Below are 15,967 nucleotides of genomic sequence, written 5' to 3' on the forward strand. Positions count from 1 at the left end.
TTGATCAGGCCGGCCCGCCGCCCCACATCGCGGGTTGTTCGGTATCGCGCGCAAATCTGATCGTCACAACCTATGCGCATCGCCGTGCAGGGGGTTCCCTTCCCATCCCGCTTCGGTTACAGGACGCGCCTAGCCCATAGAATCCGACGCCACTAGCCCGCAACCGCGGGTCTTTCCGCGCGCGTCCACTAACCGCACGAGCCAGCGATGCCCAAACGCACCGATATCAAGTCGATCCTCATCATCGGTGCGGGGCCGATCATCATCGGACAGGCCTGCGAATTCGATTACTCCGGCACCCAGGCGTGCAAGGCGCTCAAGGACGAGGGTTACCGGATCATCCTCGTCAACTCGAACCCGGCGACGATCATGACCGATCCCGATCTCGCCGACGCCACCTATATCGAGCCGATCACTCCCGACATCGTCGCCAAGATCATCGAGAAGGAGCGCCCGGACGCGCTGCTGCCCACCATGGGCGGCCAGACCGCGCTCAACTGTGCCCTCAGCCTCAAGAAGATGGGCGTGCTCGATCAGTTCGGCGTCGAGATGATCGGCGCCGACAGCGAGGCCATCGACAAGGCCGAGGATCGCGAGCTGTTCCGCGACGCCATGAAGAAGATCGGGCTCGAAACCCCGCGCTCCATGCTCGCCCACAACACCATCGAGGCGCTCCAGGCCCTCGAGGTCATCGGCCTCCCCTGCATCATCCGCCCCTCGTTCACGCTCGGCGGCACCGGCGGCGGCATCGCCTACAACAAGGAAGAATACCTCACCATCGTCGAGAGCGGCATCGACGCCTCGCCCACCGACGAGGTGCTGATCGAGGAATCCGTGCTCGGCTGGAAAGAGTACGAGATGGAGGTCGTGCGCGATCGCAACGACAACTGCATCATCGTCTGCTCGATCGAGAACGTCGATCCGATGGGCGTCCACACCGGCGACTCGATCACCGTCGCCCCGGCGCTGACGCTGACCGACAAGGAATACCAGATCATGCGCGACGCCTCGATCGCGGTGCTCCGCGAGATCGGCGTCGAGACCGGCGGTTCGAACGTCCAGTTCGCCATCAACCCGGCCGATGGCCGCATGATCGTCATCGAGATGAACCCGCGCGTCTCGCGCTCGTCCGCCCTTGCCTCCAAGGCCACCGGCTTCCCCATCGCCAAGGTCGCCGCCCGCCTCGCCGTCGGCTACACCCTCGACGAGCTCGAGAACGACATCACCGGCGGCGCCACCCCGGCCTCGTTCGAGCCGACCATCGACTACGTCGTCACCAAGATCCCGCGCTTCGCCTTCGAGAAATTCCCGGGTTCCGACAAGCGCCTCACCACCTCGATGAAGTCGGTGGGCGAGGCCATGGCCATCGGCCGCACCTTCCAGGAATCGCTGCAGAAGGCGCTCCGCTCGCTCGAAACCGGCCTCACCGGTTTGAACGAGATCGGCATCCCCGACTTCGTCACCGGCGCCCCCGAGGACGACAACGAGAACGCCGTCTTTGCCGCTATCTCCACCCCCACCGACCAGCGCCTGCTGCACGTCGCCGAAGCCATGCGGCTGGGCTACTCGCTCGAGGACATCCACGACGCGAGCAAGATCGACCCGTGGTTCCTCGAGCAGATCAAGGGCATCATCGACACCGAAAAGCAGGTTCGCGAGTTCGGCCTGCCAGAGGACGCACGCACCCTGCGCAACCTCAAGGCCATGGGCTTTTCCGACCGCCGCCTCGCCGAGTTGACCGGCAAGCAGGCCAAGGATGTCCGCGCCCTGCGCAAGTCGCTCGGCATCCGCCCGGTCTATAAGCGCATCGACACCAGCGCCGCCGAGTTCGCCTCGCCCACCGCCTACATGTATTCGACCTACGAGGCTCCCTATTCCGGCGAGCCGGAGGACGAGGCCCGCCCCTCCGACCGCAAGAAGGTCGTGATCCTCGGCGGCGGCCCCAACCGCATCGGCCAGGGCATCGAGTTCGACTATTGCTGCTGCCATGCCAGCTTCGCCCTGCGCGATGCCGGCTATGAGACTATCATGGTCAACTGCAATCCCGAGACCGTCTCGACCGACTACGACACCTCCGATCGCCTCTATTTCGAGCCGCTCACCGAGGAGGACGTCATCGAGATCCTGGAGACCGAGAAGTCCAAGGGCACCCTGCACGGCGTCATCGTCCAGTTCGGCGGCCAGACCCCGCTGAACCTCGCCGATGCCGTCGAAAAGGCCGGCGTCCGCATCCTCGGCACCCAGCCCGAGTCGATCGACCTCGCCGAAGACCGCGACCTGTTCTCAAAGCTCATCGGCCGCCTCGAGCTGACCCAGCCCAAGAACGGCATCGCCTACTCGCTCGAGCAGGCCCGTCTCGTCGCCGAGCGTCTCGGCTACCCGCTGGTCATCCGCCCGTCCTACGTGCTGGGCGGCCGCGCCATGGCCATCGTCCACTCGCCCAACGATTTCGAGCGCTATGTCCAGGACACCCTCACCGGCCTCGTCCCGCCCGACATCCTGATCCGCTACCCCAACGACAAGACCGGCCAGATCAACTCGGTCCTCTCCGACAACCCGCTGCTGTTCGACGGCTATCTGCAGCGCGCCATCGAGATCGACGTCGATTGCCTCTCGGACGGCAAGGACGTGTTCGTCTGCGGCATCATGGAGCACATCGAGGAAGCCGGCATTCACTCTGGCGACAGCGCCTGCTCGCTCCCGCCGGTGCACCTGTCCGACGATGTCCTGGCAGAACTTCGCAGGCAAACGACGGAGATCGCGCTGTCTTTGAAGGTCGGCGGCCTGATGAACGTGCAATACGCGCTCAAGGACGGCACCATCTACATCCTCGAAGTGAACCCCCGCGCCTCGCGCACGGTCCCCTTCGTCGCCAAGGTCATCGGCCAGCCTATCGCCAAGATCGCCAGCCGCATCATGGCCGGCGAGAGCCTCGCGAGCTTCAACCTCACCGAGAAGAAACTCGGCCACATCGCCGTCAAGGAAGCCGTTTTCCCGTTCAACCGCTTCCCCGGCGTCGACACCGTCCTCGGCCCCGAGATGAAGTCGACCGGCGAGGTCATGGGCCTCAACCACAACTTCGCCACCGCCTTCGCCAAGTCCCAGCTCGGCGCCGGCAGCAAGGTCCCGCGCGAGGGCACGGCCTTCATTTCGGTGCGCGACGACGACAAGCCGCTGATCCTCGATTTCTCCCGCCACCTCGCGGAAGCCGGCTTCAAGATCGTCGCCACTTCCGGCACCCATAAGTACCTGACCGAGAACGGCATTCCTGCCACCAAGGTCAACAAGGTGCTCGAGGGCCGCCCGCATATCGTGGATTCGATGAAGAATGGCGGCGTGCAGCTGGTGATCAACACCACCGACGGCGCCAAGTCGATTTCCGACAGCCGCGACATCCGCCGCACCGCGCTGATGGGCAAGATCCCCTACTACACCACCATCCCGGGCGCGAGCGCCGCGGTCGCCGGCATCATCGCCTACCGCGAAGGCGCCCTGCAGGTGAAACCGTTGCAGGCCTACTTCGCCTGACATCGCGATGGCGCACCACCTCTCCTCTCCCGCTTGCGGGGGAGGGGGACCAGCCAAGGGCTGGTGGAGGGGGAGCCCCACGCTCCGTCCCGCAACAGTTTGACAGCGACGCTCCGGCCACCTAAACGGCGGCCATCATGAAGCTGGCAGACCGAACCACCTGCATCCCGTCCCGCGCCTGACGCGAGGACGTTCAACCCGGCGCCCCAGCGGTCGCCGCGCGCAGTCGCGCATTCCTGAAATCGCCGTGCCTCGCGCCCCAGATGGCGCCGCACGCCTATGCGAGAGCTTTCATGACCAACTATTTCGCCTCCCCTTTCCGGGGCATTCCGCTCGACCAGCAGGTCACCAATCCCAACATCCAGGTCGGCCGGAACAGCTACTATTCCGGCTATTATCACGGCCACAGCTTCGATGACTGCGCCCGCTACCTGATGCCGAACCGCACCGACGTCGATCGCCTGATCGTCGGCAGCTTCTGCTCCATCGGCTCGGGCGCCGCCTTCATCATGGCCGGCAACCAGGGTCATCGGCACGATTGGATCAGCACCTTTCCGTTCGCGCTGTTCTCGCCCGACTACGCGGAAGCCGGCGCCATCAATGGGTATGCCCCGGCCGGCGACACGGTGATCGGCAACGACGTCTGGATCGGCTCGGAAGCCATCATCATGCCCGGCGTCACCATCGGCCACGGCGCCATCATCGGCACCCGCGCCCTCGTGACGAAGAATGTCGAGCCCTACACAATCGTCGGCGGCAATCCGGCCAAGCCGATCCGCCAGCGCTACACCGACACTCAGATCGAACAACTGCTCGAAGTGGCCTGGTGGGACTGGACCGACGACGTACTGAAGGCGGCCATGCCGCTGCTCTGCAGCGCCGACATCGACGCCCTCCACGCCTACTGGCGCAATCTCGGCTGAACCGCAGCCGCGGCGGATCGCCCGGTCCGCCGCGGCCATACGGTAAAATGCCACCGGCGGGCTTAAACGCCACCGAAACTTCAGCCTGCGATATTTGCAGCCTCTCGACCCGGGTTGCTTGCCGATGCTTAGGCTGTTCTTCGCGCCATTGCTGGCCCTGACATTGCTGTCCGGCGCGCAGGCCCAGTCGAGCCCGGCTGAGCTCTGCAACAACTATGCCGGCCACCCCTGGGAGCCGGGCCACAACGGCGCCGGCGTCGAATGGGGAAAAGTCGCCATCGCCCCCGCCATCGCAGCCTGCCGCGCCGCCCTCGCCGCCACCCCCGAAGCGCCGGAGGTAAAATTCCGCCTCGCCCGCACCCTGATGCAGGATCAGCTCTATGACGAGGCCCTGCCGCTCATGTTCGAGGCCGTCGCCGCCGGCTACCCGCCTGCCGAGACCGCCTACGGCACCGCCTATGTGAAGGCCGAGGGCGTCGATCCCGATTATCCCACCGCCCTCTACTGGCTCGAAAAAGCCGCGGCCGGTGGCCATCCGATCGGCCAGAACAACCTCGCCACCATGCTGCTGGTCGGCCTCGGCGCCAAACCCGATCTTGCCCGCGCCATCGCGCTCTACAGCGCCGCCGTCGATGCCGGCTACAAGCCCGCCATGTTCGGCCTCGCCGTCGCCTACGAGCGGCGCGGCTCCAGTGGCGCCGATGCCGTCGCGGCGCTCGAGTGGTACGAAAAGGCCGCGGCCACCGGCAACGTCGCCGCCATCGCCAATGTCGGCCGCGCCTACGAGCTCGGCCTCGGCGTTCCCGCCGACCCGGTCGTCGCCTTCCGCTGGTACCGCGAGGCCGCCGAAGCCGGCAACGCCGTGGCCCAGACCCAGCTCGGCCTCTTCTACGCCTCCGGCCGCGGCGGCATCGCCGAGAACAAGCCGCTCGCCCGCGAGTGGCTGGGCAAGGCCGCGGCCCAGTTCAACCCCGACGCCATGTTTCTCCTCGGCCGCCAGCTGCTGGTCGAGCCGACCGACCTCGACGACACTACCGAGGCCGTGGCCTGGCTCCAGCGCGCCGCCACCGCCGGCAAGCTCGAAGCACACGCCCTGCTCGGCGAATACTTCGCGCGCGCCGGCGATACCACGCAGGCCCGCGAGCACGCCGCCATCGTCCTCCGCCAGGGCACCGACGCCGAAAAAACCTACGCCACCGCCGTCCTCGACCTTGCCACCCAGCTCGAAGCCGACGCCCTCGCCCCCTCCAACTTCAACCTCGTCGACCCCCGCGCGCCCCGCCGCCTCGGGCAATACTGAGCCCCTCGACCGCCGCCCCCTTTGGGTCCAATCTGGCCGCGAAGCACCGGAGGGGGGACTGACGTGCGGATCGCCATAATCACCGCCTTGGCGATGTTCGCGTTTGCGGCGAACTCGGTCCTCGCCCGCCTGGCCTTTGCCACCGCCACCGCGGAGCCCCTGTCCTATACCGGCATCCGGCTCGCCTCCGGCGCCCTCGCCCTCGCCGCCATCGGCCTCGCGCGCACCGGCCGGACCAGTCCGGTCGGCGGCAGCTGGCGCGCGGCTGGCGCCCTGTTCGGCTACGCCTTTGCCTTCTCGGTGGCCTACATCCTCCTCGGCGCCGGCACTGGCGCGCTGATCCTGTTCGCCTCGGTGCAGATCGGCATGATCGGCTGGGCCATCTTCAAGGGCGACCGGCCCGATGCCTTCGAGTGGACCGGCCTGCTCGTGGCGCTCGTCGCCTTCGCCTTCCTCGTCTCGCCCGGGCTCGTCGCGCCGCATCCCGTCGGCACGCTGCTGATGGTCGTCGCCGGCCTGTGCTGGGCCGCCTACACCCTGCTCGGCCGCGGCTCGCACGCCCCGCTCGTCGATACGGCGGGCAATTTCGTCCGCCTGCTGCCGGTCAGCGCCGTGCTGCTGATCGCCGCGCTCGCCACCACGAGGATCGATCCGCTCGCCGCCGGCTATGCGATGCTCTCTGGCGCCATCGCCTCCGGCCTCGGCTATGCTATCTGGTATGCGGCGCTGCCGAGCCTGCAGCGCACCACCGCCGCCATCGTCCAGCTCAGCGTCCCTGCTATCGCCGCGCTCGGCGGCGTGCTGCTGATCGGCGAGGCGCTCACGCCCCGCCTCGTCATCGCTTCCGTCGGCATCCTCGGCGGCGTCGCCATTGCCCTCAAGGGCGCGGAACGCCGCCGCGCCCGGACCGCAGGCTAGCCGTGACCCAGCACTTCACCTCGATCGACGCCTATATCGAGACCTTCCCGCCCGGCGTGCAGGAACGGCTGCAGCAGCTTCGCACTGCCATCCACCTCGCCGCGACCGAGGCCGAGGAGACGATCAGCTACAACATCCCGACGTTCCGCCAGTCGGGCACCTACCTGCTCTATTTCGCCGGCTGGAAGAAGCATGTCTCGATCTACCCGGTCCCGACCGGAGACGCCGCGCTCGCCAAGGCGGTCGAGCCCTTCCGCGAGGCCAGGGGCACGCTGAAATTTCTCCACAACCAGCCGCTGCCTCTCGAGCTGATCCCGCGGCTGGTCGCCGCCCGCCTCGCCGAGATCGCCGCGTCCTAGGCCGACGCCACCACGATCAGCCCCGCCACGTCCTGCCCGCGATCCTGCCGGATCACCATCTCCTCGGCATGCAGCACGGCCAGCCCCATCGCCGCGCACAGTTCCAGCGCCCGCTGCCCGGAATGCTGGAAGCGCAGCGATTGGGCGAGCTTCACCGCGTCGTGCCCGCCATGCGTCTCCAGCGAGAACGCCACCAGTCCGCCGGGTCCGAGCACCTTACGCGCCCCCGACAGCGGCGGCTCGAGATCGCCGACATAGTTGAATACGTCGGCCGCGACGACGAGGTCGGCGCTCTCCTGCTCGGCGCCGAGGAAGGCGATCAGGTCGGCCCGGATGAGCCGGTCATAGACCTTCTTGCGCCGCGCCTCGGCCAGCATCCGCCCCGACAGGTCGATCCCGTCCAGCCGGTCCGTCCGGCCCCGGATTTCCTCGCCCATCAACCCGGTGCCGCACCCGAGGTCGATCGTCCGCACGAAGCGCTCGATGCCGCGCGCCGCCATCACCGTACTGATCGCGGCGGCGATGCGCCCGGGCGTGCGATAGCCGAGCTTCTTGACCAGCGCCGTTTCGAAGCGCGGCGCATAGTCGTCGAACAGCGCCTCGACATATTCCGGCGCCGGCCTCAGGTCGGGGATCACCCCGTGCGCCGCCAGCTTCAGCCGGGCTCCGAAGATCCCGCTCAGGTCCCGGGTGAGCAGCTCGCGCCACGCCGCGATCGCGCCGCCGGTGTCGCCGGCCTTCTGCCGGTAATCGCCCAGCAGGCTCCAGCCGGCGGCCCATTCCGGCACCAGCTCAAGCGCCTGTTGCATCAGCTCGGCTGCATCGGCATGAGCGCGTTCATCGGCTAGCGCCGCCGCGTAGGACGCGCGGCGGTCGGCAACCAGATTGCCGGACGAATACTGGATTTGAAGCAAGCTGCACCAGGACTGGAACGGCGCGGCATCTACAGCATCGGCTCGACTGCGAAAAGGGGGGTACGCGGCACAAAGACCACTTTGCTGTCACATTGGAGAAGCATAGACTGCGCTAAGTGTGGTGGCCGTACGTGACCATCACTCTAGGGCGTCAAACCGCCTGATTCCGCTGCCTCGGCGTGCCCCACTCCCGGTGCGCGAGGATTACTTCGCCGGATCGACTGTCCCCCCGACGTGCAGCAGCACGCCGGGCGTATTCGCTTGCGCGTCTCCGTATTGATAGGCGGAAAATTTCCGGCTAGAAGTTAATAGTCGAATACTGCGGCCTACACTTCGTGCCTGGCGTTACGCGCCTGCTGAGGTTCATTCCAAGAATTCGATTGGCTGAGGTTCCTATTGGGGTGGGAACCGCCACGGCAGACTGCGAAAGGGACTACTAATGGCTACCGGCACTGTGAAATGGTTCAACGGCCAGAAAGGCTACGGCTTCATTCAGCCCGACGAGGGTGGGGCTGATGTGTTCGTGCATATCTCCGCGGTTCAGCGGTCCGGGTTGTCCGGCCTCGATGAGGGGCAGAAGGTCAGCTACGAGATCGTCAAGGACAAGCGGACCGGCAAGAACGCGGCCGACAACCTGACCCCGGCTTCCTGACCATCTTTCATCGTGATGATGCGGAGGCGCGGCCACCGGCCGCGCCTTCGTCATCTGCGCACCGCTGTCATCGGCATTGGACTCGCCGGCGCCCTCCACCCAGCCCTTGACCAATCGGCCGATCCCTACAATATCCACTACCGCGCGAGCGCTCTTTAGCCGCGCTTGACCGAAGCCTTCGTCGAAGGCAGTTTACCCCTACGCTTCCCCCCTCAAGTCAGGCATGAACGACGCCGAGAGACTTTGGCAGGGTGGAGCCATTCTGTGACTTGGAGACGGCCATGGACAAGATTCCGATGACACCTGAGGGGCACAAGACCCTGTCGGAGGAATACCGCCGCCGCACGGCCGAGGACCGGCCGAAGATCATCGCCGACATTTCCGAGGCGCGCGCCCATGGCGACCTGTCGGAAAATGCCGAGTATCATGCGGCCAAGGAACAGCAGAGCCTCAACGAAGGCCGCATCAAGGAACTCGAGGCGCTGCTCGCCCTCGCCGAGATCATCGACGTCACCAAGCTCACCGGCTCGACCATCAAGTTCGGCGCCACCGTGAAGCTCGTCGACGAGGATACAGAAGCCGAAAAATCCTACCAGATCGTCGGCGACGCCGAGGCCGATCTGAGCCAGGGCCGCATCTCGATCTCCTCGCCCATCGCCCGCGCCATGATCGGCAAGGAGCCGGGCGATTCGGTCGAGGTCACCGCCCCGGGCGGGGCCAAGACGTACGAAATTCTCGAAGTGAAGTTCGTCTGACCGGGCGCGCCCGGGGGGTGTCCGGCGCGTTAGCTGTGGACTTCTCGCCGCACCGGCCTGCTCCATCGTCGATCAACGATGGCGCGACCTTGAAACGCGCGTGCCGAACCTCCTATTTTAGGAAGCGCGCGTGAGGGCATCGTGCGCCGGGTCAGAATGCTGTAGTTTCAGCGCATTGGAGCGCAAGATGCACGCTAAGGTCGTCATCATCGGATCCGGTCCGGCCGGCTATACGGCCGCCATTTACGCAGCTCGCGCCATGCTCGAGCCGGTGATGATCGCCGGCCTGCAGCCGGGCGGCCAACTCACCATCACCACCGATGTCGAGAATTATCCTGGCTTCGCCGACGTCATCCAGGGCCCCTGGCTCATGGAGCAGATGAAGGCGCAGGCCGAGCATGTCGGCACCAGGATGATCAACGATATCATCGTCGAGGTCGATTTCGACAAGCGCCCCTTTGTACTGGTCGGCGACAGTGGCACCCGCTACACCGCCGACAGCGTCATCATCGCCACCGGCGCCCAGGCCAAGTGGCTTGGGCTCGATAGTGAGGAAAAGTTCCAGGGCTTCGGCGTTTCCGCCTGCGCCACGTGCGACGGCTTCTTCTACCGTGGCAAGGAAGTGGTCGTGGTCGGGGGCGGCAATACCGCCGTCGAGGAAGCGCTGTTCCTCACCAACTTCGCCAGTAAGGTCACGGTGGTTCACCGTCGTGGCGAGTTCCGGGCCGAGCGCATCCTGCAGGAGCGCCTGTTCAAGAACCCCAAGGTCGAGGTGATCTGGAACGCCGAAGTCGAGGAAGTGTTCGGCGACGACATGCCCCGCTCGGTCAAGGGCGTGAAGATCCGCGACACCAGGACCGGCCACGTCACCGAGAAGAATGTCGACGGCGTGTTCATCGCCATCGGCCATGCCCCGGCGACCTCGATCTTCTCCGGCAAGCTCGACATGAAGCCCGGCGGTTATCTGAAGGTCATCCCGGGCGGCACCTCGACCAATATCCCAGGCGTGTTCGCTGCCGGCGATGTTACGGACGACGTTTACCGTCAGGCAGTCACGGCCGCGGGTATGGGTTGCATGGCCGCGCTGGATGCGGAAGAGTATCTCGCCTCGCTCGAACTGGCGGAAGCTGCGGAATAGCCGATGCTGGATTGGGACAAGCTGCGCATCTTTCACACAGCCGCCGAATCCGGGTCCTTCACGCACGCCGCCGAGCGGCTGAACATGAGCCAGTCCGCGGTTTCCCGGCAGATTTCCGCCCTCGAGGAAGACCTCGGGCTGAAGCTGTTCATCCGGCACGCCCGCGGGCTGGTCCTCACCGAGGTCGGCGAACAGCTCTTCCGCACCGCGCACCGCATGCACTGGGAGCTGCAGCAGGTCGAAACCCAGATGTCCGAGAGCCAGGAGGTGCCGACCGGTCCCCTGCTCGTCACCACCACGGTGGGCATCGGCTCGACCTGGCTGAGCTCGCGCATCCACGAGTTCCTGATCCTTTATCCGGAAATCCAGATCGAGATTAAGCTCAACGACGCCGAGCTCGATCTCGCCATGCGCGAGGCCGACGTCGCCATCCGCCTGCACCGCCCGAACCAGTCGGAAATGATCCAGCGCAAGCTGTTCACGGTGCACAACCACTTCTACGCATCGCAGTCCTACGTGCAGGAATTCGGCGAGCCCGCGAACGTCGAGGAACTGGACGCCCACCGCGTCATCTCCTTCGGCGAGCCGGTTCCGTCCTATCTCGGCGACATCAACTATCTCGAGCGTCTCGGCCGCCCCGACTCCTCGCCGCGCCGCGCCGCCATGAAGGTCAACGCCATCTACGGCATGATGCAGGCCGCCCGCGCCGGCATCGGCATCGCCATGCTGCCCGACTATGTCACCGAGAACGAGCCCACCCTCACCCGCGTGCTGTCGGGCATCGAACTGCCCGCCTACGAGGCGTATTTCGTGTATCCGCCGGCGCTGAAGAATTCCAAGCGCGTCGGGGTGTTCCGCGACTTCCTCGTCGGCAAGGCTCGCGAGTGGCAGTTCTAGCCCTCGCCTGACGGCTCTCCTGCAGCATCGGAACCAACTCCGCGCACCGAGATTTGGCCAACGAGGCGCAAGCGCGCCCACTTGCCCAATCACAGAGGTGCGAAATGGCTACCGAAAAGACCCTCGACGACCTGTTCCTTGATACTCTCAAGGACATCTATTACGCCGAGAAACAGATCATCAAGACGCTGCCCAAGATGGCCAAGGCGGCCCAGTCGCCTCAGCTCAAGGCCGGCTTTGAGCAGCACCTCGAAGAGACCGAAGGCCACGTCGATCGCCTCGAGCAAATTTTCGAGATGCTCGACAAGCCCGCCCGCGGCAAGACCTGCGACGCTATCCTCGGCATCATCGAGGAAGGCAAGTCGATCATGGACGAGTTCAAGGGCACCCCGGCGCTCGATGCCGGTCTGATCTCGGCCGCCCAGGCAGTCGAGCACTACGAGATCGCCCGCTACGGCACGCTGAAGAGCTGGGCCAGGCTGCTCGGCCGGCAGGATGCCGTCACCCTGCTCGACGCCACTCTCAAGGAGGAAGAGGCGACCGACAAGAAGCTAACCCAGGTCGCCGAGGCCGACAGCAACCGCATGGCCGCTTGATCTGCATCACATGTCGTCACCTGCCACGCCCCCGAAACTCTCGGGGGCGTCTTCCTGTCGCGGCGGCTTCATCACCCTTGAACGCGGCCGCTCCCGGGCCGTTCATCAGCAGTTCAGTCGCCGCCGCTAGAAGCTCTCGTGATATTCCGGGGGATTTCATGCTGCGTATTGCCTTCACTGTCACCGCTCTCCTCGCTGCCGTGCCCGCCTTGGCGCAACCGACCGCCCTGACGCCCCGGCAGATCGGCGAGATCTTCTGCGCCGGCCGCACCGGCAATGACATGGCCCCGGTCAACGCCCTGCTCTCGGATGCCCTCACCTCCGCCATTGCCGACGCCGAAGCGCAAAACGCCGTCATCGCCAGGGCCCGCCCCGACGAGAAACCGCCGCTCGGCGACGGCATTCCGTGGCAGGCATACCCCGACTACGCTGATCGCTGCGCCCCGGGCGAAGTCACCTTCATGATGGACGAGGCCACCGTTCCCATCGCCTACAGCTTCGCTGCCTACCCCGACGCCAACTTCACCGATACGCTAAAGCTCAAGCTCATCGACGAGCCTGCTCCGATTGGCCGCATCTGGCGCATCGACGACATTGGCTATGCCACTGACAGCGACCTGCGCACCACGCTCGCCACCGCCTTCCTCGACTGAGCCCAGACCGGCCTTGACGCGCTGCGCCGGAAGGCGCATCTCGCGGGCGTCACGACGCCATCCCGGCGCAAAGGACAACCAATGAACCCCGACAGTCGAAGTCGATCTTCGATCTTGCCGGCGCTCTGACCCGCTAGGGGCACGGCGCGCCGGCGTGGCTATCTCAAGGAGCCCGTCATGCTGCGCGCCTATATCCGCGAGGGCGACCGCCTGGTCCCCACCGATTTCGATCCAAACGCCGTCACTCCGCTGCCCGAGGCCGTCTGGTACAGCCTGACCGATCCTTCGCGCGAGGAAGACAAGTTCGTCGAAGCCTGCCTCGGCATCGACATCCCCACCCGTCGCGAGATGCAGGACATCGAGCCCTCCGCCCGCCTCTACAACGAGGAAGGCGCGGAGTTCATGACCATCACCGCGCTCGTCGACACCGACGGCGACCAGCCGGTCAAGACACCGATCACCTTCGTGCTGCGCAACAACCAGCTCGTCACCGTCCGCTACGCCGACCCCAAGCCGTTCCGGCTGTTCGAGCGCCTCGTCTCTCGCCCCACCGGCTACCAGACCGGCGAGCGCGTGATGATCGGCCTGCTCGAATCGTTCATCGATCGCCTCGCCCAGCTGCTCGAAACCACCGGCGACGACATCGACCAGATCTCGCGCGAAGTGTTCGGCAACAAGGCCACCAAGCCCACCCGCAAGACCCGGGACCTGCAGGGCCTCATTGAGCGCATCGGCAAGAAGGGCGACACCCTCACCCTCGCCCGCGAAAGCCTCGTCTCCATCATGCGGCTGGTCACTTTCCACCAGACCGGCGAGACCGGCGCGCCCAAGGAGGTCAAGGAGCTCCGTCAGGGCATGAAGAACCTGCAGCGCGATGCCGTTGCGCTCAGCGACCACGCCACCTTCCTCGCCGACAAGATCACCTTCCTCCTCGACGCCACGCTGGGTCTGATCAACCTCGAGCAGAACCAGATCATCAAGATTTTCTCGGTCGCCGCCGTGGTGTTCCTGCCGCCCACCCTCGTTGCCTCGGTCTACGGCATGAACTTCCACTTCATGCCCGAGCTGGATTGGCCCTTCGGCTATCCATTTGCGCTGGGGCTGATGGTTCTGTCGGCGCTGCTGCCCTACCTCTTCTTCAAGCGCAGTGGCTGGCTCTAGCACCGGATTCGCATACGACATTCGTATTAAGCGCTTGGAAAATCAGCGCTTTTGTCGCACGCACACGTTTGCGCGAGTGTCATCTGGAAGCGAAATCACGATCAAAATCATCGTCTTAGCAGGTATGCACTAGTCGCATGGCTAGCATACGAATGTTCAGGTTGATGGGTCAGCACTCCAACCCTATATCCCCGCTCGACAGCACCGGGCGCTTCTCCCTCCTCCTCCTCGCGCCTGTTGTTTGTTCCTCCTTGCAGTCAGCAATGGCTGCACTCCGGCCCCGCTCTCCCCTCGAGCGGGGCCTTGTTTTTTCCGCAGTTATTGTGCCGGCGAAGCGTTCATGCGTCCTTCATCTGACACCAAACGTCATGTCAGCACGCCTGACCTATCATTGCGGGAAATGCATGGCTGACATACCAAGCTCTGCATTGTGGACCAAACGGTCAAAGTGCATATTGTCGGTGTCGATGTGAGCCGCACCGTATCCTCCTCCCTCGGTCCTGCTCTGCGACACCCGGTTCGAAGTCGTATCCTCCTCCCTCGACTTGGAACCACCGGCAAATGGCGTATCCTCCTCCCTCGTCCATTTGCCACCACTTTCGATTGGACTTCGGTCCTAGTCATTTGGCTCCATCTTCGGATGGAGCCTCTTTTTTTATCTTCAGATCTTTGCCGCTTCTGCGCCGCGCCGTCGTCGCCCGTCACCCTTCCCCGTGCGATCGCCAAAATCTCTCCCGCGTCCGGCGCATGGCTGGCGTTCCGACTTCGCGTTTGTTCGGCGCGCGGTGCCCGTGGATAGTGCGGATAACGAGATCGCGACCACCTCCTCCCGGTCGCCTCTTGATGGGTCGCCCGCTTCGGCGAGCCGGCCTCTGGGCCCCGCTCATCCCCTCGAGCGGGGCCTTTTTGTTTGCCCGCACGCTGCGGCTGCCCGGCATTTCCTGCCGACCGGCAACGGCGCCACCCCAGCCAACCCAGCAATTCCGGGCTCCTCCGCTGGCACGCGCCATGCATCCCCTCAAGTGACGCACGCGCGCGAGGCACCATGACCAGCACCAGCCCTGTCGGCTACACCCCGAGCTACGCTCAGATCATCGCCAATGTGCAGCGCTCGTCCCAGCCTGCCGCGACCGCTGCCACCGCGACTAGCCCTTCCGACGCGAACGCGACCAGCGTCACGCTGTCCGACGCCGCCAAGACCGCCCTCGCCGAGAAGGATTTCGCCACCGTCACCACCGACGCCCGCGCCACCCTCGACAAGCTGCTCGCCGACGCCAAGCTCACCAGTCCGTTCAAGGACGGCGTCCTCGCCCTCGATCTCAGCAAGGTCGACCGCCGCGAGCTCTACGCGATGAGCATCAATTCCAACCAGGCCTTCACCGTCGATGAGCAGAAGGCCGCCGCCATCGAGCTGCAGAACCGCTTCGACCAGGCTCTCGCCGGCCCCACCGCCGTCGGCCGCGTCACCGGCAGTCTCAAGGGACTTTACGACGCCGCCCTCGCCTATTTCGACGCCATGGGCCCAGAGGAGAAGGCCACCGCCGCCTGGGCCGATCAGCGCGCCGCCCTCGCCGAAATGGTCAAGAAGCTGGCCGCCGACCCGTCCACCCTGCCCGGCGCCGTCGCCAACGATCCGGTCGACACCTACATGCAGCGCCTCGCCAAGGGCGAGACCGGCGAGCTCCGCGACATCGGCGACGTGGCGTCGGACGCCCGCACCACGCTCGACGCGCAATACAAGGAAAACGGCAACACCAAGCCGGACTATTCCCAGTTCGACAGCCGCTCGCTCGCCGCCGTCGCCCTCAACTCGGGCGGCCAGTTCGATGTGTCCGAGGTGCGCGCCGCCTCCAACGAGATGCGCACCCGCTCCGCCAGCGCCCTGCTCCAGACCCTCAAGGCCTCGGGCACCTCGACCGACCCCGGCGCCTTCGCCCAGAACGTCATCTCGCTCTATGGCGCCATGAGCCCCGAAGAACGCGCCGCCGCCGGCTGGTCCGATAACCTCTATTCCGCTGCCGTCGCCAACTACCAGTCGGCCGTGAAGCTCAGCTCCATGCTCGGCTCCGCCACCGGCACCTCGGTCTTCGGCGGCAGCAGCTCGGGCGGCTCGGGCATGAGCATCCTCGATTACCTCTAGGCGGCGAAGCCGCTCTTCACCTCCCCCCTTGTG

The 15,967-nt window shown here is 65.5% G+C and carries 14 protein-coding genes; 13 read left to right on the forward strand and 1 reads right to left on the reverse strand.

Annotation, left to right across the window (positions count from 1 at the left end; genetic code table 11):
* Positions 1 to 207: 207 nt before the first annotated feature.
* The 5 genes from carB (at position 208) to AC3A6I_RS12375 (ending at position 7,028) form a co-directional block, all read left to right on the forward strand.
* A complete protein-coding gene (gene carB, locus AC3A6I_RS12355; protein ID WP_487544015.1) occupies positions 208 to 3,528 on the forward strand; it encodes a carbamoyl-phosphate synthase large subunit in 3,321 nt (1,106 codons plus the stop codon).
* Between the two features lie 293 nt (positions 3,529 to 3,821).
* The gene (catB, locus tag AC3A6I_RS12360) at positions 3,822 to 4,451 is read left to right on the forward strand and encodes a type B chloramphenicol O-acetyltransferase (RefSeq protein WP_487544016.1); all 630 of its coding nucleotides are present in this window, start codon (positions 3,822 to 3,824) and stop codon (positions 4,449 to 4,451) included.
* A 124-nt stretch (positions 4,452 to 4,575) separates the two neighbouring features.
* Entirely contained in the window at positions 4,576 to 5,751 is a 1,176-nt protein-coding gene (locus AC3A6I_RS12365; RefSeq protein WP_487544017.1) for a tetratricopeptide repeat protein, read from the forward strand.
* Positions 5,752 to 5,814: 63 nt separating this feature from the next.
* The gene (locus AC3A6I_RS12370) at positions 5,815 to 6,669 is read left to right on the forward strand and encodes a DMT family transporter (RefSeq protein ID WP_487544018.1); all 855 of its coding nucleotides are present in this window, start codon (positions 5,815 to 5,817) and stop codon (positions 6,667 to 6,669) included.
* Between the two features lie 2 nt (positions 6,670 to 6,671).
* A complete protein-coding gene (locus tag AC3A6I_RS12375) occupies positions 6,672 to 7,028 on the forward strand; it encodes an iron chaperone (protein ID WP_487544019.1) in 357 nt (118 codons plus the stop codon).
* Here AC3A6I_RS12375 and AC3A6I_RS12380 read toward each other — a convergent pair.
* The gene (locus AC3A6I_RS12380; RefSeq protein ID WP_487544020.1) at positions 7,025 to 7,942 is read right to left on the reverse strand and encodes a class I SAM-dependent DNA methyltransferase; all 918 of its coding nucleotides are present in this window, start codon (positions 7,940 to 7,942) and stop codon (positions 7,025 to 7,027) included. The genes AC3A6I_RS12375 and AC3A6I_RS12380 overlap by 4 nt on opposite strands.
* Positions 7,943 to 8,381: 439 nt before the next feature.
* Here AC3A6I_RS12380 and AC3A6I_RS12385 point away from each other — a divergent pair, with 439 nt between their 5' ends.
* From AC3A6I_RS12385 to AC3A6I_RS12420, 8 genes are all read left to right on the forward strand, one after another.
* Complete coding sequence (locus tag AC3A6I_RS12385) at positions 8,382 to 8,594, forward strand: cold-shock protein (RefSeq protein ID WP_487544021.1); 213 nt, start codon at positions 8,382 to 8,384, stop codon at positions 8,592 to 8,594.
* A gap of 281 nt (positions 8,595 to 8,875) precedes the next feature.
* Complete coding sequence (greA, locus tag AC3A6I_RS12390; RefSeq protein WP_487544022.1) at positions 8,876 to 9,349, forward strand: transcription elongation factor GreA; 474 nt, start codon at positions 8,876 to 8,878, stop codon at positions 9,347 to 9,349.
* A 187-nt stretch (positions 9,350 to 9,536) separates the two neighbouring features.
* Positions 9,537 to 10,487: a thioredoxin-disulfide reductase gene (trxB, locus tag AC3A6I_RS12395; RefSeq protein WP_487544023.1), complete on the forward strand. Its 951-nt coding sequence runs from the start codon at positions 9,537 to 9,539 to the stop codon at positions 10,485 to 10,487.
* Between the two features lie 3 nt (positions 10,488 to 10,490).
* Positions 10,491 to 11,384, forward strand: a complete 894-nt coding sequence (locus tag AC3A6I_RS12400) for a LysR family transcriptional regulator (protein WP_487544024.1) — start codon at positions 10,491 to 10,493, stop codon at positions 11,382 to 11,384.
* 104 nt (positions 11,385 to 11,488) lie between these two features.
* The gene (locus AC3A6I_RS12405) at positions 11,489 to 11,980 is read left to right on the forward strand and encodes a YciE/YciF ferroxidase family protein (RefSeq protein WP_487544025.1); all 492 of its coding nucleotides are present in this window, start codon (positions 11,489 to 11,491) and stop codon (positions 11,978 to 11,980) included.
* Positions 11,981 to 12,138: 158 nt separating this feature from the next.
* A complete protein-coding gene (locus AC3A6I_RS12410) occupies positions 12,139 to 12,633 on the forward strand; it encodes a hypothetical protein (protein WP_487544026.1) in 495 nt (164 codons plus the stop codon).
* Between the two features lie 177 nt (positions 12,634 to 12,810).
* Positions 12,811 to 13,794 (forward strand): magnesium transporter CorA family protein, encoded by a 984-nt coding sequence (locus AC3A6I_RS12415; protein ID WP_487544027.1) that lies wholly within the window; start codon positions 12,811 to 12,813, stop codon positions 13,792 to 13,794.
* A 1,045-nt stretch (positions 13,795 to 14,839) separates the two neighbouring features.
* The gene (locus tag AC3A6I_RS12420) at positions 14,840 to 15,934 is read left to right on the forward strand and encodes a hypothetical protein (RefSeq protein WP_487544028.1); all 1,095 of its coding nucleotides are present in this window, start codon (positions 14,840 to 14,842) and stop codon (positions 15,932 to 15,934) included.
* The last annotated feature ends 33 nt before the right edge of the window (positions 15,935 to 15,967 follow it).

The sequence above is a fragment of the Devosia sp. Soil_C_22 genome, assembly GCF_057657195.1.